General features: G+C 56.7%; 14 protein-coding genes and 1 pseudogene. 10 read left to right on the top strand and 5 right to left on the bottom strand.

Annotation, left to right across the window (positions count from 1 at the left end; genetic code table 11):
* The first annotated feature begins 180 nt into the window (after window positions 1–180).
* From metH to ASQ50_RS00805, 4 genes are all read left to right on the top strand, one after another.
* On the top strand, window positions 181–3,879 hold the full coding sequence (metH, locus tag ASQ50_RS00820) for a methionine synthase (protein ID WP_058089745.1): 3,699 nt from the start codon (window positions 181–183) through the stop codon (window positions 3,877–3,879).
* Between the two features lie 13 nt (window positions 3,880–3,892).
* A complete protein-coding gene (locus ASQ50_RS00815) occupies window positions 3,893–4,129 on the top strand; it encodes a DUF2970 domain-containing protein (protein ID WP_058089744.1) in 237 nt (78 codons plus the stop codon).
* 364 nt (window positions 4,130–4,493) lie between these two features.
* The gene (locus tag ASQ50_RS00810; RefSeq protein WP_058089743.1) at window positions 4,494–6,146 is read left to right on the top strand and encodes a nitrite/sulfite reductase; all 1,653 of its coding nucleotides are present in this window, start codon (window positions 4,494–4,496) and stop codon (window positions 6,144–6,146) included.
* Complete coding sequence (locus ASQ50_RS00805; protein ID WP_058089742.1) at window positions 6,139–6,645, top strand: DUF934 domain-containing protein; 507 nt, start codon at window positions 6,139–6,141, stop codon at window positions 6,643–6,645. Before ASQ50_RS00810 ends, ASQ50_RS00805 begins: the two co-directional genes overlap by 8 nt.
* Window positions 6,646–6,695: 50 nt before the next feature.
* On the opposite strand, the gene sohB is transcribed toward ASQ50_RS00805, so the two are convergent.
* A complete protein-coding gene (gene sohB / locus ASQ50_RS00800) occupies window positions 6,696–7,757 on the bottom strand; it encodes a protease SohB (protein ID WP_058089741.1) in 1,062 nt (353 codons plus the stop codon).
* Window positions 7,758–7,986: 229 nt separating this feature from the next.
* On the opposite strand from sohB, the gene ASQ50_RS00795 reads away from it, so the two are divergent.
* On the top strand, window positions 7,987–8,301 hold the full coding sequence (locus ASQ50_RS00795) for an SCP2 sterol-binding domain-containing protein (RefSeq protein WP_058089740.1): 315 nt from the start codon (window positions 7,987–7,989) through the stop codon (window positions 8,299–8,301).
* Between the two features lie 76 nt (window positions 8,302–8,377).
* Here the strand turns inward: ASQ50_RS00795 and ASQ50_RS00790 are convergent, their stop codons facing one another.
* From ASQ50_RS00790 to ASQ50_RS00775, 4 genes and pseudogenes are all read right to left on the bottom strand, one after another.
* Window positions 8,378–10,084 (bottom strand): hypothetical protein, encoded by a 1,707-nt coding sequence (locus tag ASQ50_RS00790; RefSeq protein WP_058089739.1) that lies wholly within the window; start codon window positions 10,082–10,084, stop codon window positions 8,378–8,380.
* A 211-nt stretch (window positions 10,085–10,295) separates the two neighbouring features.
* Window positions 10,296–11,027: pseudogene (gene dnaQ, locus ASQ50_RS00785) on the bottom strand (DNA polymerase III subunit epsilon); the annotation flags it as partial.
* 25 nt (window positions 11,028–11,052) lie between these two features.
* Complete coding sequence (rnhA, locus tag ASQ50_RS00780) at window positions 11,053–11,496, bottom strand: ribonuclease HI (protein ID WP_058089737.1); 444 nt, start codon at window positions 11,494–11,496, stop codon at window positions 11,053–11,055.
* Between the two features lie 16 nt (window positions 11,497–11,512).
* A complete protein-coding gene (locus ASQ50_RS00775) occupies window positions 11,513–12,316 on the bottom strand; it encodes a class I SAM-dependent methyltransferase (protein ID WP_058089736.1) in 804 nt (267 codons plus the stop codon).
* Window positions 12,317–12,428: 112 nt separating this feature from the next.
* Between ASQ50_RS00775 and gloB the strand changes: the two genes are divergently transcribed.
* From gloB to ASQ50_RS00750, 5 genes are all read left to right on the top strand, one after another.
* Window positions 12,429–13,223 carry a hydroxyacylglutathione hydrolase gene (gloB, locus tag ASQ50_RS00770; RefSeq protein ID WP_058089735.1) on the top strand — a complete coding sequence of 265 codons (795 nt, stop codon included), beginning with the start codon at window positions 12,429–12,431 and terminating at the stop codon, window positions 13,221–13,223.
* 163 nt (window positions 13,224–13,386) lie between these two features.
* The gene (locus tag ASQ50_RS00765) at window positions 13,387–15,129 is read left to right on the top strand and encodes a LysM peptidoglycan-binding domain-containing protein (protein WP_058089734.1); all 1,743 of its coding nucleotides are present in this window, start codon (window positions 13,387–13,389) and stop codon (window positions 15,127–15,129) included.
* 12 nt (window positions 15,130–15,141) lie between these two features.
* Window positions 15,142–16,977, top strand: coding sequence for an extracellular solute-binding protein (locus tag ASQ50_RS00760; RefSeq protein ID WP_058089733.1), 1,836 nt, complete (start codon window positions 15,142–15,144; stop codon window positions 16,975–16,977).
* A 46-nt stretch (window positions 16,978–17,023) separates the two neighbouring features.
* Complete coding sequence (locus ASQ50_RS00755; protein WP_058089732.1) at window positions 17,024–18,109, top strand: microcin C ABC transporter permease YejB; 1,086 nt, start codon at window positions 17,024–17,026, stop codon at window positions 18,107–18,109.
* A 2-nt stretch (window positions 18,110–18,111) separates the two neighbouring features.
* Window positions 18,112–19,134 carry an ABC transporter permease gene (locus ASQ50_RS00750; protein ID WP_058089731.1) on the top strand — a complete coding sequence of 341 codons (1,023 nt, stop codon included), beginning with the start codon at window positions 18,112–18,114 and terminating at the stop codon, window positions 19,132–19,134.

Genomic DNA, 19,134 nt, shown 5'->3' with positions numbered 1-19,134 from the left:
CCAAGTAAAATAGTCGGGCTTTAACAGGATAATGAATTGCACGTATAACCTCCCGCCAGGAACTTTGTGGTCAGTGCTTGATAATGATCATCTGTATTAAGACGTATACGTACAATTTTGCTATGATCCCGCGCCGTCCGAACAAACACGACGTTATTAATGACCCCGGAAGAATTCCCTATGACCGATCGTACTACCCGCCTGGAACAGCTTCATAAGGCCCTCAAGGAACGCATCATCATCCTCGATGGTGGCATGGGCACCATGATCCAGAACCAGAAGCTGGACGAAGCCGCATTCCGGGGCGACCGATTCAAGGATTTCGACCGGGACGTTCAGGGCAACAACGATCTCCTCAACCTGACCCAGCCGGCCCTGCTCCGCAACATCCACGCAGACTACCTGGATGCCGGCGCAGACATCATCGAAACCAACACGTTCAATTCCACCCGCCTTTCCCAGGCGGACTACGGCATGGAAGATCTGGCCCGTGAACTGAACGTGGAAGCGGCCAGGATCGCCCGGGAAATCGCTGATGAGTTCACCGCCCGCAATCCGGACAAACCCCGGTTTGTTGCCGGCGCCGTGGGCCCTACCTCGCGCACCGCCTCCATCTCACCAGACGTCAACAACCCGGGTTACCGGAACGTGGACTTCCAGACCCTGGTGGATAACTACTATGAAGCGGTCTCCGGGCTGGTGGAAGGCGGCTCCGATCTGATCCTTATCGAAACCATTTTCGACACCCTGAACGCCAAGGCCGCCATTTACGCGACCCAGCAGTTCTTTGAGGACAACGGTTTCGAACTGCCGATCATGATCTCCGGCACCATTACCGATGCTTCCGGCAGAACTCTGTCTGGCCAGACCACCGAGGCCTTCTACAACTCCATTGCCCATGCAAAACCCATCTCAGTGGGTCTTAACTGCGCCCTGGGCGCGGATGCGTTGCGCCCCTATGTGGAAGAGCTGGCCAACAAGGCAGAAACCTATGTGTCGGCCCACCCCAACGCCGGGCTGCCCAACGAATTTGGCGAATACGACCAGACCCCCGAAGAAATGGCCGACATCATTGAGGGCTTCGCCAAGGACGGGTTCCTGAACATCATCGGGGGTTGTTGCGGTTCACGGCCGGATCACATCGAAGCCATCGCCAAGGCGGTATCCAAGTATCCGCCCCGGAAGATTCCCGACCGCCCCAAGGCACTGCGCCTGTCAGGCCTCGAGCCCTTTACCGGTGACGAAAACACGCTGTTCATTAACGTGGGCGAACGCACCAACGTGACCGGCTCCAAGCGCTTTCTGAGACTGATCAAGGAAGAACAGTACGAGGAAGCCCTGAGCGTGGCCCGGGATCAGGTGGAAAACGGCGCCCAGATCATCGACATCAACATGGACGAGGGCATGCTGGATTCCAGGGAGGTTATGGAGACCTTCCTGAAACTGGTGGCATCCGAGCCTGACATTTCCCGCGTGCCGATCATGATCGATTCTTCCAAGTGGGACGTGATCGAGGCCGGTCTTCGGTGCATTCAGGGTAAGGCGGTCGTAAACTCCATCAGCCTCAAGGAAGGCGAGGACGAATTCATCAAGCGGGCAAAAGACTGCATGCGTTACGGTGCGGCCGTTGTGGTCATGGCCTTTGACGAAGATGGCCAGGCCGACACCTTCGAGCGCAAAACCGAGATCTGCAAACGCTCCTATGATGTGCTGACCGGCATCGGCTTTAACCCGGCCGACATTATTTTTGATCCGAACATCTTCGCCATCGCCACCGGCATCGAAGAGCACAACAACTATGCGGTGGACTTCATCAATGCCACCCGCTGGATCAGGGAAAACCTGCCCCACGCGTCCATTTCCGGTGGCGTGAGTAACGTCTCGTTCTCTTTCCGCGGTAACGATGCGGTGCGTGAGGCCATTCACTCCGTTTTCCTGTATCACGCGATCAAGGCCGGCATGAACATGGGCATAGTGAACCCTGGCCAGTTGGTGATCTACGATGAGATCGAACCAGACCTGAAGGAACTGGTGGAAGACGTCGTCCTGAACCGCCGCGACGACTCAACAGACCGCCTGCTTGAGGCGGCCGAAAAGTTCAAAGGCAAAGGCGGCCAGACCAAAGAAGAAGACCTTGCCTGGCGTGAATGGCCCGTCGAGAAGCGTCTTGAGCATGCCCTGGTGAAAGGCATCACCAGTTACATTATTGACGACACCGAAGCCTGCCGGCAGAACGCCAATCACCCCATCGAAGTGATCGAAGGCCCGTTGATGGCGGGTATGAATGTGGTCGGCGACCTGTTCGGTGATGGTAAGATGTTCCTGCCCCAGGTGGTCAAGAGCGCCCGGGTAATGAAGCAGGCCGTCGCCCACTTGATACCATTCATCGAGGCTGAGAAAACAGAAGACCAGCAGGCCAAGGGCAAGATTCTGATGGCCACCGTGAAGGGCGACGTACACGACATTGGCAAGAACATCGTGGGCGTGGTCCTGCAGTGCAATAACTACGAAGTGATCGACCTCGGCGTGATGGTGCCCTGCGAGAAGATTCTGGACGTCGCAAAGAAAGAGAATGTCGACATCATTGGCCTGAGCGGGCTGATCACACCCTCGCTGGATGAAATGGTCCATGTTGCCCGGGAAATGCAGCGGCTGGATTTCAATATCCCGCTGATGATTGGCGGTGCCACCACCTCCAAAGCCCACACCGCGGTAAAGATCGAGCCCCAGTACAAAAACGACATTGCCCTGTATGTATCTGATGCCTCCCGGTGCGTAAACGTGGCCTCTCAGCTACTGAGCAAGACCGCAAAGCCCACGTTCGTGGAAGCCGCCCGTACCGAGTACGACGAGATTCGTGAGCGCCGCAAGAACCGTGGCGACCGTACAAAGCTGGTGTCGATGTCAGAGGCACGGGCACGGGCACCGGAACTCGATTTCGAGAACTACCAGCCACCGAAACCGGTCTTCACCGGGGTGCGGGCGTTCGACGATTACGACCTGAACGAACTGGTGGACTACATCGATTGGACGCCGTTTTTCATTTCCTGGGACATTGCCGGCAAGTACCCGGCAATCTTCGACGATCCGAAGCGGGGCGAAGCTGCACGAACCCTGTTCGACGACGCCCAGAAACTGCTCAAGAAGATGATCGAAGATAAACGCATCACCGCCAGAGGCGTGATTGGCTTCTGGCCGGCCAATCGTCGCGGAGACGACATTGTCGTTTACACAGACGAGTCCCGCACCGAGGAGCTGACTACCCTGCACCACCTTCGCCAGCAGGACGAAAAAGCGCCCGGCAAACCCATGATGGCCCTGTCTGATTTTGTGGCCCCTGAAGACTCCCACGTGGGTGACTATGTCGGCGGCTTTGCCGTAACCACCGGTATTGGGGTGGACGAACTGACCAAAGAGTTCAAGGATGCCCACGACGATTACAGCGCCATTATGGTCCAGGCTCTGGCAGACCGGCTTGCAGAAGCCTTTGCCGAGCGTATGCACGAACGGGTTCGCAAAGAATTCTGGGGCTATGCAACCGATGAACAGCTGGCCAACGATGACCTGATCAAGGAACGGTACCAGGGCATCCGCCCGGCCCCCGGCTACCCCGCTTGCCCTGATCACACAGAGAAAGCCACCCTGTTCAAACTGCTGGATGCAACAGCCAACACCAGCCTCCAGCTGACCGAACACTTTGCCATGTACCCAACGGCAGCGGTCTCTGGCTGGTACTTTGCCCACCCGGAATCCAAGTACTTTGCCGTAGGCAAAATTGGCGTAGACCAGGTTGAAGACTATGCTGAACGCAAAGGGCTGTCCAAAGCCGAAGCTGAGCGCTGGCTGATGCCCAGCCTTGCCTACGATCCGGCCGAATAAATCAGGTGACTTAATGAACGATATGGCTAACAACAATAACAGCAGCAAGAAAAAGCCCGGTTCGCCGGGTGTTCTTAAAATCATGCAAAGCATCCTTGCCGGCGCTTTGGGGGTGCAGTCTGAAAAACGCCGACAAGAGGATTTCGCCAGCCACAGCCCGGTGCCCTATATCATTGCCGGGCTGCTGTTTGGCGCTGCGTTTGTGGGCGGGCTGATACTGGTGGTAAAGGTGGTGCTGGCAGGCCAGTAGTGCTACTGGCCGGCAACCCACACTACTGCAAAGGCAACAGCCAGCAACACCAGTAACACTGCTGCAACGGCATCGGCCTGGCTATCTGAATCCGCTGTCTTTTTCATAGCTTACTCCTCGGTTATTCAGTCTTGTTATTGTTTCAGTACCCGGCTCTTATTAAAGCAGGAAATTGATATTCGTCCAGTCCTGCCCGTCGCAGCTGATTTTGCTGCTTATCACCTGAATCGATAATGATATTTTGAAATAATCATTTTAAGAATAAAAACCCAGTGTTATCCTCCGCTTCAGGAATAAGGCCCAATATCATTTTGGCGCCATTCACCAACCGCATTTCAGAAGTTACCAGGCAGGACGTTACCCTATGTACGTTTATGATGAGCACGACCGGCAAATCGCCGCGGAACGTGTCGCACAGTTTCGGGACCAAACCGAGCGGGCCCTGGCGGGCGAGCTGGCGGAAGAAGAGTTTCTTCCACTTCGTCTGCAGAACGGTCTCTACGTTCAGCGTCTTGCACCCATGCTTCGTATCTGTGTGCCCTATGGCATGCTGCGTTCAGACCAGATCCGCCGCCTGGCCCGCATCACCCGTGATTACGACAAGGGTTATGCGCATTTTACAACCCGTACCAACATCCAGCTGAACTGGCCAAACCTGGAAGACGTTCCGGATATCCTGGCCGAACTGGCCGAAGTGGAAATGCATGCCAACCAGACCAGCGGTAACTGCATCCGTAACACCACCACAGACCAGTTCTCCGGTGTTCAGGCCGATGAAATCGCCGACCCTCGCCCTTACTGCGAGATTATCCGGCAATGGTCTACCTTCCACCCGGAGTTTGCTTTCCTGCCCCGCAAATTCAAGGTGGCGGTAAATGCCTCCGAGAAGACAGACCGGGCGGCCATTCAGGTGCACGACATCGGCCTGCAACTGGTCCGGAATGATCAGGGTGAGCTGGGCTTCCGCGTACACGTCGGTGGCGGCCTGGGCCGCACGCCCATGGTGGGGCCAGTTATTCGGGAATTCCTGCCGGAACTCGACCTGCTGACTTACCTGGAGGCGGTCCTGCGGGTCTATAACCGTTACGGCCGGCGCGACAACAAGTTCAAGGCACGCATCAAGATTCTGGTAAAGGCACTTACCCCGAAAGGTTTCGCCGAGAAAGTCGAAGCTGAATGGGCACACATCAAAGACTCCCCGACTCGCCTGACCCCGGAAGCGATCCGCAAATTCCAGGGCTATTTCACCGAGCCTGACTACGAGACACTGGAAAACGCCACTGCCCTGCTGAGTGAGCAACGGTTTGAGAACCGCGAGTTCGATAAGTGGCTGACTCACAACGTCAGCGAGCACAAGAAGCCCGGCTACGCCAGTGTCACCCTGACCCTGAAAAAAACCGGGACCCCGCCGGGTGACGTGACCGATTATCAGCTTGAGCAGATTGCTGACCTGGCAGATCAGTTCAGCTTTGGTGAGGCCCGCGCGACACACGAGCAGAATGTGGTTCTGGCCGATGTTCGCCAGGATCAGCTGCTCGAGCTCTGGCATCGCCTCGTACCCCTGGGCTTTGCCACTGCCAACCTGAACACGCTGACCGACGTCATCTGCTGCCCGGGCGGCGATTTCTGCGCCCTGGCCAACGCCAAGTCGATTCCCGTTGCAGAGGCTATCCAGCGTCGCTTTGATGATCTGGACTACCTGTACGACCTCGGCCCCATCGACCTCAACATCTCCGGCTGCATGAATGCCTGTGGCCACCACCACGTTGGAAACATTGGCGTGCTGGGCGTTGACAAGAAAGGCGAAGAGTTCTACCAGATCAGTCTCGGTGGCGACTCCCATCATGACGCCGCCATTGGCAAGATCCTGGGGCCCTCGTTCGCAAGGGACCAAATGCCCGAAGTGATCGCCAAGATCATTGATGTATATGTCGACAAACGGAGCGAGGAAGAAACCTTCCTGGATACCTATCGCCGTGTTGGTATTGAACCATTCAAGGAGCGGGTCTATGCCTGATGTAATCGCTGCTGACGGCAGCATCCGTAACGACAGCTGGGTGGTCGTAGAGCGCCCTGCCGAGGGTGAATCCCTCAATGTAGCCGCAGGCCAGCCTGCGCTGATTCCCGCGGATCTGTGGCTTGCAGGCTACGAGCACTATACAGGTCGGGATGATATCGGAGTCTGGTTCGACAGCCATGACGAGCCCGAAATGCTCGGGGAAAAGGTTAAGGAATTACCGTTGATTGCGGTGAACTTTCCACGCTTTGTGGATGGCCGAGGTTACAGTATTGCCCGCCTGCTGCGGGAAAGGTTTGGCTACCAGGGAGAGCTGAGAGCCATCGGAGATGTACTTCTGGACCAGTTGCAGTTCATGAAGCGGTGCGGCTTCGATTCCTACGTGCTGCGGGCCGACAAGGACATCAACAAGGCAGCTCGCTGCCTGAACTTCTTCAGCCAGGCCTACCAGGCCGCCACCGATACCGACCAGCCCCTGTTCCGTCGCAGGGCGTCCTGAGCAATCACGGGTGGGCGCAGAGCTTTAAACTCTCTGCGCCCCGCCCTGACCTACTGAATCTTCTGATTACGGAAAGCACTGAGTACCCGCCAAACGGTATGTTCAAGCGCCGCACTGGTGGCCAGGCCAAGCCGTTCCGGCAGGGTTCTCTTACGCTGGAATGACACCGAGACCACGTCACCCCGATCGCAGGCCTCTATCAGGTATTCATCCGACGTCTTGATATCGTCAATGAGCTTGACCTCAAGGGCACGCTTGCCGAACCAGATGTCGCCATTGGCCACCGCCTGGATATCCAGCGCAGGGCGCCGCTCACTGACGTATTCCTTGAACAGGCCGTGGGTATCTTCAAGGTCCGCAAGAAATTTCTGCCGGCCCTTTTCGGTGTTCTCTCCGAACACGGTCAGCGTACGCTTGTGCTCACCGGCGGTCAGGACTTCAAAATCCACATCGTTCTTCTGCAGGAAACGATGGAAGTTCGGTAGCTGGGCGACCACACCAATCGAACCCAGAACTGCAAAAGGGGATGCAATGATCTTGTCGGCAACGCAGGCCATCATGTAACCACCGCTGGCCGCCACCTTGTCTACGCAGGCCGTCAGGGGAACCCCTTTACTGCGAATCCGGTCAAGCTGTGCGGCTGCCAGACCATAGGCGTGCACGAGGCCTCCACCGCTTTCCAGGCGTACAACCACCTCGTCTGTCTCCGGGTTGGCTACACTGAGCACCGCAGATACCGACCGCCTGAGCGTGTCGGTATCGCTGGCCTTGATGTCGCCATCGAAGTCGATGACATAGATGCGTGGTTTGGAGGCCTTTTCATCCTCAGCGGTTTTATCCTGTTTGGCCGATTTTTTTTCGGCTTTCTCTTCTTTTTTCTTTTGTTTCTGCCAGGCCTTGTGTTCGGCGTCTGACATCAACCGGGACTGGATGGATTCTTTCAGTTTCCGGTACTGGTCGTTCAGTTTGCGAATTTTGAGCTCACCCTCTGCTTCATGATCACTCCGGTCCCGCTGGGTGGCGGAGAATATTACCGAGGCCAGAATGATGGCGGCCACCACGAAGGTCACCACTTTAGCGAGGAAAAGTCCGTATTCGGTCAGAAATTCCAAAATGCAGTCTCCAGACGTCGTTGCAAAGCCATGAGTGTAACCCCTCACAGGGGGCGTGATAAGTCCAAAAGAAAATTAAAACAAGCGTTCGATCAAGCTTGACACAACCGTGTTCTAACCATAAAGTCGGATGGCGAGGTCGGCGCTACCCGGGCTATCACACAGGCTTCTGAGGCCAGGGAATCCAAGCCGTCACCATGACAAGACAACCACTCAAAAGGGTAAAACAATGTCTGTAGCTCAGGTATTTGAAAAACTCGAACAGAATTTCAACGCAGACGCGGCACAAGGCCTGGATCTGGTGTTCCAGTTCGACATCGAAGATGACAAAACCTACCACCTGGTGATCAACGACGGCACTTGCAAGCTGCACGAAGGCGCGAACGACGATCCTTCCGTTACCCTGATCATGAACTCCGACACCCTGCAGGGTATCGTTTCCGGCGAGACCGACGGCATGCAGGCATTCATGGCTGGTCAGCTGCGCGCCGAAGGCGACATGATGCTGGCAACCAAGCTGGGTGAACTGTTCAACATGGGCTAAGCCCCGCTTAACAGACCAAAAAAACCTGCGCAAGTCGCAGGTTTTTTTGGTCGCTACAATGACACCGAAGCCGTTATTACAGCCCGACGTCACCCAACGACGATTCCGCCAGCTTCAGCAGGTCGCTGTTGCTCTCTTCGCGGCGGCCAATGCTTTCAATGTAGTACTCCAGCGACGTAAGCGCGTCCGCCAGCGCCTCCAGTACCTGAGGTGCCGGCGGTTCCCTGGCATCCAGCAACTGCACCTGAATGGATGCCGCCACGCGCGCAATGACACTGGCAGCATGGGGGTCGTTCACCATCTGCAAACCACCCCAGATACTGCGCAGAGTGCCCGGCAAGTTGGCCAGGTGCAACTTGTCGTAGTCGGATTCGATAAACGCGGTAATGGCCCGCTTGGCCAGGGTCAGGGCGCTACGCGCCTCGTCTGCTACCACCCAAATGGCTTCCTGCAGGTAGACCGACTCATCCCGCTTGCGCTCACTGCCTGCCAACGCATCGGTCTCCGAGGTAATACCTCGAATGACGATCTGCATGACGGCATCCTCCACCCCCAGCACCGAATCGGCCAGGCGATAGAGTTCTTCCTCTGCCGGCAGGCGCTTCTCCTCCTCCCACTGACGGAGTTTCGTCGCTTCCTCACGGGCAATACCGGCCAGGCGATTGAGATCGAGCATCACCAGGGTGTTCGCCAGGCGCTCGAGGGCGTCAGCGATGGACGCCAGCTCGGCCAGGTCCGGCTCAATACCCCGTTCGATGATATCCAGCTTATCCTTCAGTTGGTTGAGCTCTTCCTGCAGCGCTTCCGACAAGGATTTCAGTACATCCGAACCCGGGCCGTACAGCCGGCGCGAGTGGGCTTCAAGGATAGCATCGGGAAACTCAGAGGGCGCCAGCCGGTAGGCGGAAAGAACGCTCGCCACCTCGGGATTAGCGGACCCGCTGCGGTACAAAAGGTAGACAAGGTCTTTGATGACCGAGTCAGGGGCATCTTTGGTGGTGGCCACTTTGCCAACGTACACCACTTCGCGGGCATACTTCTCTATTCGCATAAGCAGACGTTTGCGGGCTTTATTGAAGCCCATGGCCCGGTCCAGCATGGTGTCTGCAACCACAGACAGCAAACACCACATCTGTCCCATTGGCGCGCCCCGACAAAGCCTGGCAAAGCCACGGGAAGCTCTGGCCACCAGCTTTTTGCTGACTACCTCATTACGCTCACGAAGAATGCCAAGCAGAGCGACCTGTAGGGTCAGGCGCATACGCCTGGCGAGAATTTCGTATTCGGCATCGCCGCCTTCAAGCGGCTGAAGCGAGAGCCCGGAGCAGAAATCCGGACGCTCTTTCACATCCACATCAAAGAAACAGGATTCGGGATAGGGTTTCTCGCGCCGCGCCTCGCGCAGATCATTGATCACCGGCAGCAGCAGTTCCGGATGATCTTCCCGTTGCTGGTGGTAATATTCAACGTAGCGACGCAAGATAAACAGGGCGCTGTTGAGGGTCGTCAGCAGAATGTTCTTGTCGTCATTGGCGCCAACGGGCACATCGTTGGCCAGGTTTACTGCCTCCTGACACAGCAGGGTTCCACCACGCAATTCCACCAGAATGAAGATGCCCCGCAACTGATTGAGATAATCAACACAGTTCTGCAGGTCTTCCCCACTCTCACGATTTTCCTGAAAGCGCTCAAGGCTGGATTCTGCCTGTTTGATGGTCTGTTCGATTTCGCTTTTGACCAAATCAAACGACTGCGATTTCGTCGCCAGAGACGATTGAACCATAAACGCTTCCTGTTACTTTGCGGAGACTACCGCATCCTGTTCGTGAACTAATGCCGGGGACATGGGGGCCGGCGTTTGTTATTGGGCCATGCACCCTGCCGGCCAACATTCAGCTCGCAGAAAACTGGCGAACTTATCATTACTTATAACATAAAACTCAAGTACCTCAAGAAAGGCGGAATGTAACAAATGGTACACCCTGACGTGGTTCTCATTCCGATTGCTGTAATTTGCTCCAGACGGTGTGGCCGGCCTGCTTCTCCATCATCGCCAGAAATTCTTCATGGGCCGAGGCCTCGGCGTCATCAGCACGGATCACCGTCAAAGCCGGTCGGCTGCCAGTCAGGCGGCGGATGCCACCGGCAGATCCATCATCGCCAGCCCCGGCATCCAGGGATAACGCTGTTTGCCCGCCGGTCATCAACAGATAAACGTCCGCCAGAATCTCCGCATCCAGCAACGCGCCGTGCAGTTCCCGGTTACTGTTATCTACCCCGTAGCGTTTGCACAGGGCATCCAGGTTGTTCTTCTGACCCGGATGCTTGGCCCGGGCGATGGCCAGCGAGTCGACGATGCCGCAGTGGTCAGCGGTTTTCCGGACCGGCTTGAGGCGCGCAAACTCAGCATCCATGAAGCCAACGTCAAAAGCCGCGTTATGGATAACCAGCTCCGCACCCTTGATAAACTCGAAAAATTCGTCGGCGATTTCAGCAAACCTGGGCTTGTCGGCCAGGAACTCGTTGGTGATGCCGTGAACGGTGATAGCTTCGGCCTCGACTTCCCGTTCTGGATTGATGTAGACGTGGTAATTGCGGCCCGTCAGCTCACGCTCAATAACTTCAACGCAGCCAATCTCGATAATGCGGTGTCCGTCGTTCGGGTCGATACCCGTGGTTTCAGTATCCAGTACGATCTGTCTCATGTCTCTGTGCTCTCTGTTTCCGTCGTCGCCCGCGCCACAGGCCGCGTCAGGCGCTGGTCAGTTCGTCAACGCCACGGTTGGCCAGTTCATCCGCAAGCTCGTTGTCGGGGTTACCGGAATGGCCCTTGACCCAGTGCCAGTTCACCTTGTGTCGTGCCGTTTCGGCGTCCAACTCTTGCCATAAGTCGGCATTCTTCACCGGTTTCTTCGCCGAATTCTTCCAGCCGTTTCGCTTCCAGCCTGCCATCCATTCCGTGATGCCCTTACGGACATACTGGGAGTCTGTATACAGCTCAACCTCACATGCACGGTTCAGGGCCCTCAAACCGCGAATAGCGGCCATAAGCTCCATACGGTTGTTCGTGGTCTGGCGCTCACCACCATGCAGGGTCTTGCAGGCATCTCCGTATCGCAAAACCACACCCCACCCACCGGGACCAGGATTGCCTTTACAGGCACCATCGGTGTACATCACCACCTTGCCAGCCATTTACTCTCCCAATTATTCATTGATTCTCTGTCGCGCCAGCGCTCTGGCTTGAACACCCCCGCGAGGCACCCACCGTGCCGGGCATCGAGATCACTTTGCTCTTGCGCCAGGGCGCCCGCCTGCGGATGGGGGCGTACACACGCTTGCGGGCAAGGATACAGTAATATGCACCTACCGGCAGGAAATGCCCGTTCTCATTCAGGGTACGGTGATTCCTGGTGGAATAGCCTTCCTTTCTCTGAACCGGCAGGGTGCAAAAATGAGTGCAGGAACTCTCAAGTTCAAAGCCGAGCAACCGGAGCCAATCCTCCATCCGTGATCGCATCAGGAAGCGTCCTCCCCAGGGCCCTTGATGGTGCCTTGAAAGCAGACGCCTGACACCCCAAAGGCTCATTGGATTGAATCCAATCAGCGCAATACGTCCCTCGCCCCTCAGCACCCGGGCCGATTCCCGCAATACCTCGTGGGGATCCGGGGAGAAATCCGCTGTGTGGTGCAGTATCACCAGGTCCATGGAGCCCCCAGGAAACGGCAGTTCGTCAGCATCACAAACCGCTACTCCATCCGGCATCTGCGGGTGCCAGCCAGGCGTGGTTATGATTTTCTGTACGAAATCAGCGCCACTGGCAAGCGGCAGCCTGTGGCTTAGCCCCACCTGCAGTTGCCGGGCCCCGGCCAGGTCTTCGAATGCATGATCAAGTACCCGGCGCTGGCTGGCCAGCAACGATCTGCCAAGCGGAGTCTGGAACCAGCGTTCGAAACTCTCATGCCTTTGTGAGTAGTCCACCGCCCCTGAGGCGCCCAATCTGAATCTCTGCATTAACCGGATCCCCCTGCACCGCCTTTTGTTCCCGGCTCACGAACGACCCTTGGGATAGAAACGACGTTGGACTATCATAACAGCCACATCCAAAGAGCACATGGGGTCATGCATGTTCGATATCCAGGCCATTCCTGCGTTTTCCGATAACTATATCTGGTGCCTCTGCGACCGGTCATCCGGCAAAGCGCTGGTGGTAGACCCGGGGCAGGCCCAGCCGGTGGAAGACTACCTGGAAAGTCAGCAGCTGGTTCTGGATACCATACTGGTCACCCACCACCACCCCGACCACACGGGCGGCATCGCCGGCCTGGCAAAGACCTTTCCGAATGTACGCATAACGGGTCCGGAGGATTCCCCCTTCAAGGGCACCACCAACCCGATCCATCCCGGTGACGAAGTGGTCTGGCAAGGCCTGACCTTCAACGTCATGGCGGTACCGGGCCACACTCTCGACCATGTTGCCTACTACTCGGAAACTGAGATTGATGATCGCCCTGTGCTGTTCTGCGGCGACACGTTGTTCGTTTGCGGCTGCGGGAGGCTGTTCGAGGGCAAACCCGAGCAGATGCGACAGTCCCTGGAGTCGTTGCGCGCCCTGCCCGATCAGACCGGGGTTTACTGTGCCCACGAATACACCCTGGCCAATCTCCGGTTTGCCCGCAGCTGGTTGCCAGACGACAAGGCCCTCGAGCAGTTTGAGCAGGACTGTCAGGCCATGAGAGACCGTGGCGAGCCAACCGTACCCTCCAGTATTGGCACAGAAAAAACCCTCAACCCGTTTATGCGCTGGGACCAGCCGGAAGTGATCGAAAGTGCCCGTCAATATGCTGCAAGGCAGGGTCTGCCATGCGATTCAGCGGATTCGGTGTTCGCGGCCATTCGACACGGCAAGGACCATTTCTAAGCCGTTAATGGTTGAGTTCTTAACATTTCTTCTCACAGCCGTAACATCAGCTGTATTGACCCCCGGAAAAGGGCTCCCATAGAATCCAAGCCTGTTTGTTACCGTAACTCATTAATGTGCCGGGTTTCTGTCCATACCCGGCCAATACCCGGAAGCTGTGTTTATGTCGGTGAAACGATTGTCTTATGTGCTGATTGCCAGCACCCTCCTCTCAGGCTGCAGCACCAGTCAGGTTCTTGAAAACTGGCACACACCGTCAGCCTGGTTTGGTGAAGACAATAACACCGCAGACAGCAACCCCCTGGATTCTGACGAAGTCATGGTTGCGCAGGGCGACGAGGGCCTTAAGAAATCGGTTGCGTCCGGAAACGGTGATCAGGCCAGCGACGCACCGCTGGACAACGCCATCGCCCCCGAACTGCGCAAGCAAGCCAGGGAAGCGCGGGAGAAACTGGATAACCCCCGTAACAGCCAGGACGTTGCCACTTCGGAATCCGATTTATGGGACCGGCTTCGAGCCGGATTCCAGATGGACCATTCCGTTGACAACGCCCGGGTTCAGGCACAGCTGGACTGGTATGCCCGCCACCCCCGCTACATTGACCGGGTGGTTGAACGTGGCTCCCGATACCTCTTCCACATTCTTGAAGAAACCGAAAAGCGGGGTCTACCCAACGAACTTGCACTGCTACCCATTGTTGAAAGTGCCTTTGACCCCTTCGCCTATTCACACGGGCGGGCTGCGGGCTTGTGGCAATTCATCCCGTCAACCGGCAAGTATTTCGGGTTGACTCAAAGCTGGTGGCACGATGACCGCCGGGACGTGATTGCGGCAACCGATGCAGCCCTTACCTACCTTGACCGCCTCGCCAACCGGTTTGATGGCGACTACACCCTGGCCCTGGCTGCCTACAACGCAGGTGGCGGCACAGTATCCAGCGCCATTCGCCGTAACCGCAACGCCGGTAAGTCCACCGACTACTGGTCGCTCAGCCTGCCCACCGAGACCCGGCACTACGTACCCAAACTGATCGCGCTGGCGAAGATCTTTGACGACCCTCAAGCCTATGGCATTGAACTGCCGCCCCTGAAGAACGAGCCATTTTTCGAGGTCGTCGACACCGGCTCTCAGCTCGACCTCGCCCAGGCGGCCGAGCTTGCCGGTATCGAAATCAACGAAATCTATCTGCTGAACCCCTCTTACAATCGCTGGGCCACCAACCCGGATGGGCCTCATCGGTTGCTGGTTCCGGTTGAGAAAGCCGACGGCTTCCGGACCGCACTTGCCGGGTTCCCAAACGAACAGCGGGTGTCCTGGCAAAACTACCGGGTGCAGAAAGGCGATAGCCTGAACACCATTGCCCGGAAGTTTTCGACAACACCGTCCGTCATCCAGCAGGTTAACAAGCTGAACAGCGATCTCATCCGCATCGGCCAGCAGCTACTGATCCCCTCGGCCACCAAGGGTTCGGAAACCTACGCCTTGAGCCAGAACCAGCGGCTTCAACGCACACAGGAGCGGCAACGGGATGGCAACAAGGTTAACTACACGGTCCGCCGTGGCGATACCTTCTGGGACATCGCCCGGGAACATCGGGTTTCGGTACGGGAAGTGGCGGCCTGGAACGGTATGGCGCCGGGTGACCCGCTGATCCCAGGCAAACAACTGGTGATCTGGTCTAAAACCGCACAACCCACCAAGAATGTTGCCAGTAGCCAGCGGGACAGCGCCATGGTTCGCAAGGTGGGATATCGCGTGCGCCAGGGTGACTCGCTGTCTGCCATTGCAAGCCGCTTCTCGGTGAATGTGCGGGATATCGCATCATGGAACGATCTTAATACCAACCGTTATCTGCAACCCGGCCAAAGTCTGGTACTCTACGTGGACATAAGAAACAGCCCATAACGTGCGAGAACCATGACAAAAACACGGAAAGCACCTCATCTGACCCTGCCGGGACTGATCACGTCCTTGGCCTTGATGGCCACTCCACTTTTTTCCGCTGCTGACGATCACCATGAAAACGGGCCAGCGCCCGTTCATGGGATCGCCATGCATGGTGAGTTGAAATACCCGGAAGGCTTCAGCCACTTCGATTACGTTAATCCCGAGGCGCCCAAAGGCGGCACTCTGAAGCTGTCCGTGGTATCCAACGGGTTCGACAGCTTCAACCCGTTTGTGATTCGCGGCGTAGCAGCTGCCGGCGTCAGCACTTACGTCTATGACACACTGATGGAATCGTCTTCTGACGAGCCATTCTCCGAGTATGGGTTGATTGCCGAGAGCGTTGAGTTTCCCGAAGACCGCCGGTACGTCATATTCAATTTGCGGGAAGAAGCGAGATTTCAGGACGGCACCCCGATCACCGCCAAAGACGTCGAATTCTCGCACCGTATCCTGACCACTGAAGGGCACCCCTTCTACCGCAACTACTATGCGGACGTGAGCAAGGTCACGGTTGAAGATAGCCATCGTATCCGGTTCGATTTCGGTGACACCGAAAACCGTGAGCTGCCTCTTATCCTGGGGCAGATGCCCATCCTCCCGGCCCATTACTGGGAAGAGAGGGAGTTCGCACGGAACGGTCTGGACATTCCTGTGGGCAGCGGACCCTATCGTATTGGTTCTTTCGATGCTGGGCGCTCTGTTACCTATGAGCTGATTGAAGACTACTGGGCAAAAGACCTGCCCGTACGTGTAGGACGTTTCAATTTCCAGCGCATTCAGTATGAATACTACAACGATGATACGGTAGCGCTGGAAGCCTTCAAAGCAGGCAATTTCGACTTCCGCCAGGAAACCTCTGCGAAGAACTGGGCAACCGCCTACACCGGCCGCCGTTTCGAAGATGGCAGAATCGTTCGCGAGGCCATCCCTCATCAACGCCCCAGCGGTATGCAGGGTTTTATCTTCAACACCCGAAAGCCGGTATTCAGCGATCCGAAAGTCCGCCAGGCCCTGGCTTACGGCTTTGACTTCCAGTGGGCTAACCGTAACTTGTTCTTTGACCAGTACACCCGCACCACCAGCTATTTCGAAAACAGTGAACTGGCCTCATCCGGTCTACCTCAAGGCCCTGAACTGGACATCCTTGAACGCTTCCGCGATCAGCTGAACCCGGAGGTCTTTACCCGCGAATACACTCCGCCTGACACCAGCGACAGCCGGTCCATGCGCGACAATCTGCGGGCAGCCATGGAACTGCTGAACGAGGCCGGCTACAGCATCCGTGGCGGTAAAATGGTGCACGAGGAAAGCGGCAAGCAACTGAGCTTTGAAGTGCTGCTGTTCCAGAAGAGTTTTGAACGCGTGGTACTGCCCTTTACCCGCAACCTGGAACGTCTGGGCATAGACGTCACCGTGCGGCTTGTTGACAGCAACCAGTACATCCAGCGAGTACGCAGCTTTGACTTCGACATGATCACCCAGGTGCTTCCGCAATCCGACTCCCCGGGCAACGAGCAGAGGGAATACTGGCACTCCAGCACCGCGGACGTATCCGGCTCCCGAAACTTCATGGGTGTTAACGACCCCGTGGTAGACCAGTTAGTCGACATGGTGATCCAGGCACCGGATCGGGAACAACTGATGCACCGTGTGCGCGCCCTCGACCGGGTACTGCTGCACAGTCACTATGTGATTCCGCACTGGCACCTGACCAAAGACCGGGTAGCCTACTGGAACCATTTACAGCGACCTGAGGTCACACCGAAATATGGTATCGACCTGAACAACTGGTGGATCAACCGCTGATCCACCGACTGTCACCAACGCTGTAATGAAAGGATTCCTCCCCTAAATGGGCATCTACATTCTCCGGCGGCTTGCTCTGATCATCCCCACGCTGGTGGGGATTATGCTCCTCAATTTCATCATTGTTCAGGCCGCACCGGGCGGTCCGGTTGAGCAGCTTATTGCCCAGATGGAAGGTCATGGCAGCAGTGCCCTGGCACGGGCGGGCGGTGGAGATACCGGCGGTGAAGTCGTCACCAGCTCCGGCGACAGCCGGGGTTCGCGGGGCCTGCCACCGGAGCTGCTGAAAGAAATCGAGGTGATGTACGGTTTCGATAAGCCCGCCCATGAACGTTTCCTTAAGATGCTCAAGGACTACGCCACGTTCAATTTCGGCGAATCCTTTTTCCGGGACCGTACCGTCGTTGAGCTGATCATCGACAAGATGCCGGTTTCCATTTCCCTGGGGCTCTGGTCCACCCTGATCATCTACCTGATTTCCATTCCGCTGGGCATTCGCAAAGCGGTGTCAGATGGCTCCCGATTCGATGTCTGGACAAGCTCTGCCATTGTGGTGGGCTATGCCATTCCCGGCTTCCTGTTTGCTATTCTGTTGATCGTGTTGTTTGCCGGCGGCAGCTATTTCGACTGGTTCCCCCTCCGGGGCCTGACCTCTCCGAATTTCGATGAACTCAACTGGTACCAGAAGATCGGTGATTATTTCTGGCACCTGGCCTTGCCGGTTACCGCCAATGTGATTGGCGGCTTTGCCACCCTCACACTGCTGACCAAGAACTCGTTCCTGGATGAAATCGGTAAACAATACGTGGTGACGGCCCGTGCCAAGGGACTGGAAGAAAAACAGGTACTCTATGGCCATGTGTTCCGCAACGCCATGCTGATAGTGATCGCCAGCATGCCGGGTGTTCTGGTGTCCCTGTTCTTTACCGGGTCTTTGCTGATCGAAGTGATTTTCTCCCTGGACGGCCTTGGCCTGCTAGGCTTCGAGGCGGCCCTTAACCGGGATTACCCGGTGATTTTCGGCACGCTCTACATCTTCACGCTGATGGGTTTGATTCTGAAGCTGATCAGCGACATCACCTATGTGCTGGTAGATCCGCGCATCGATTTTGAAAGCCGGGAGGGCGCATAACCATGCCCCGACTGACTCCCATCCAACAGCGCCGACTGCGGAATTTCAGGAATAATCGCCGTGGTTTCTGGTCACTGTGGCTTTTCCTGGCCCTGTTCGGTCTTTCCCTGGTGGCAGAACTGATCGCCAACGACAAGCCACTGGTGGTCTCCTATCAGGGCGATGTCTATTTCCCGGTGGTCCAGATGGTGCCGGAGGAAACCTTTGGCGGCTTTCTGCCCACGGAAACCGACTACCGGGATCGCTTCATCCGGGACGAAATAGAGGCCAACGGCTGGATACTCTGGCCGCCGATCAAGTTCAGCTACAACACCATCAACTATGAACTGAGCGTACCCTCGCCCGCGCCACCCAGCGCCGAACACTGGCTGGGGACCGACGACCAGGGCCGGGACGTGGCTGCCCGGGTCATCTACGGCTTCCGGATTTCCGTGGTTTTTGGTCTAACCCTGACCATCGCCAGCTGCATTGTTGGCGTGATCGTCGGCGCCATTCAGGGCTTTTACGGAGGCAAGGTGGACCTGTTCGGGCAGCGCTTTATCGAGATCTGGTCGGGCCTGCCAATGCTGTATCTGCTGATTATCCTCTCTGCCATTGTCCAGCCCAACTTCTGGTGGTTGCTGGGCATTATGTTGCTGTTCAGCTGGATGGGTCTGGTGGATGTCGTTCGTGCTGAATTCCTGCGGGCGAGAAACTTCGAATACGTTAAAGCGGCTCGGGCGCTCGGGTTGGGTAACCGGCACATCATGTTCCGGCACATTCTGCCGAACGCCATGGTGGCCACCCTCACCTTTCTGCCGTTTATCCTGACTGGCGCGATTACCGGGTTAACCTCGCTGGATTTCCTGGGCTTTGGCCTGCCCTCCGGTTCTCCGTCCCTGGGGGAGCTGATCGCCCAGGGCAAGGCCAACCTTCATGCCCCCTGGCTGGGCATTTCGGCTTTTGTGTCCCTGTCGGTGATGCTGACGCTGCTGGTGTTTGTTGGCGAAGCGGTGCGCGATGCCTTTGACCCGAGAAAGAACTGA

The sequence above is a fragment of the Marinobacter sp. LQ44 genome (assembly GCF_001447155.2).
GTDB lineage: Bacteria > Pseudomonadota > Gammaproteobacteria > Pseudomonadales > Oleiphilaceae > Marinobacter.
The sequence above is the reverse complement of the archived record's forward strand: the minus strand, read 5'-3'. Positions and strand labels throughout refer to the sequence as shown.

Coding starts and splice junctions, on each gene's coding strand:
- metH (WP_058089745.1), top strand. CDS start 181: ATGACCGATCGTACTACCCGCCTGGAACAGCTTCATAAGGCCCTCAAG.
- ASQ50_RS00815 (WP_058089744.1), top strand. CDS start 3,893: ATGAACGATATGGCTAACAACAATAACAGCAGCAAGAAAAAGCCCGGT.
- ASQ50_RS00810 (WP_058089743.1), top strand. CDS start 4,494: ATGTACGTTTATGATGAGCACGACCGGCAAATCGCCGCGGAACGTGTC.
- ASQ50_RS00805 (WP_058089742.1), top strand. CDS start 6,139: ATGCCTGATGTAATCGCTGCTGACGGCAGCATCCGTAACGACAGCTGG.
- ASQ50_RS00795 (WP_058089740.1), top strand. CDS start 7,987: ATGTCTGTAGCTCAGGTATTTGAAAAACTCGAACAGAATTTCAACGCA.
- ASQ50_RS00790 (WP_058089739.1), bottom strand. CDS start 10,084: ATGGTTCAATCGTCTCTGGCGACGAAATCGCAGTCGTTTGATTTGGTC.
- rnhA (WP_058089737.1), bottom strand. CDS start 11,496: ATGGCTGGCAAGGTGGTGATGTACACCGATGGTGCCTGTAAAGGCAAT.
- ASQ50_RS00775 (WP_058089736.1), bottom strand. CDS start 12,316: ATGCAGAGATTCAGATTGGGCGCCTCAGGGGCGGTGGACTACTCACAA.
- gloB (WP_058089735.1), top strand. CDS start 12,429: ATGTTCGATATCCAGGCCATTCCTGCGTTTTCCGATAACTATATCTGG.
- ASQ50_RS00765 (WP_058089734.1), top strand. CDS start 13,387: ATGTCGGTGAAACGATTGTCTTATGTGCTGATTGCCAGCACCCTCCTC.
- ASQ50_RS00760 (WP_058089733.1), top strand. CDS start 15,142: ATGACAAAAACACGGAAAGCACCTCATCTGACCCTGCCGGGACTGATC.
- ASQ50_RS00755 (WP_058089732.1), top strand. CDS start 17,024: ATGGGCATCTACATTCTCCGGCGGCTTGCTCTGATCATCCCCACGCTG.
- ASQ50_RS00750 (WP_058089731.1), top strand. CDS start 18,112: ATGCCCCGACTGACTCCCATCCAACAGCGCCGACTGCGGAATTTCAGG.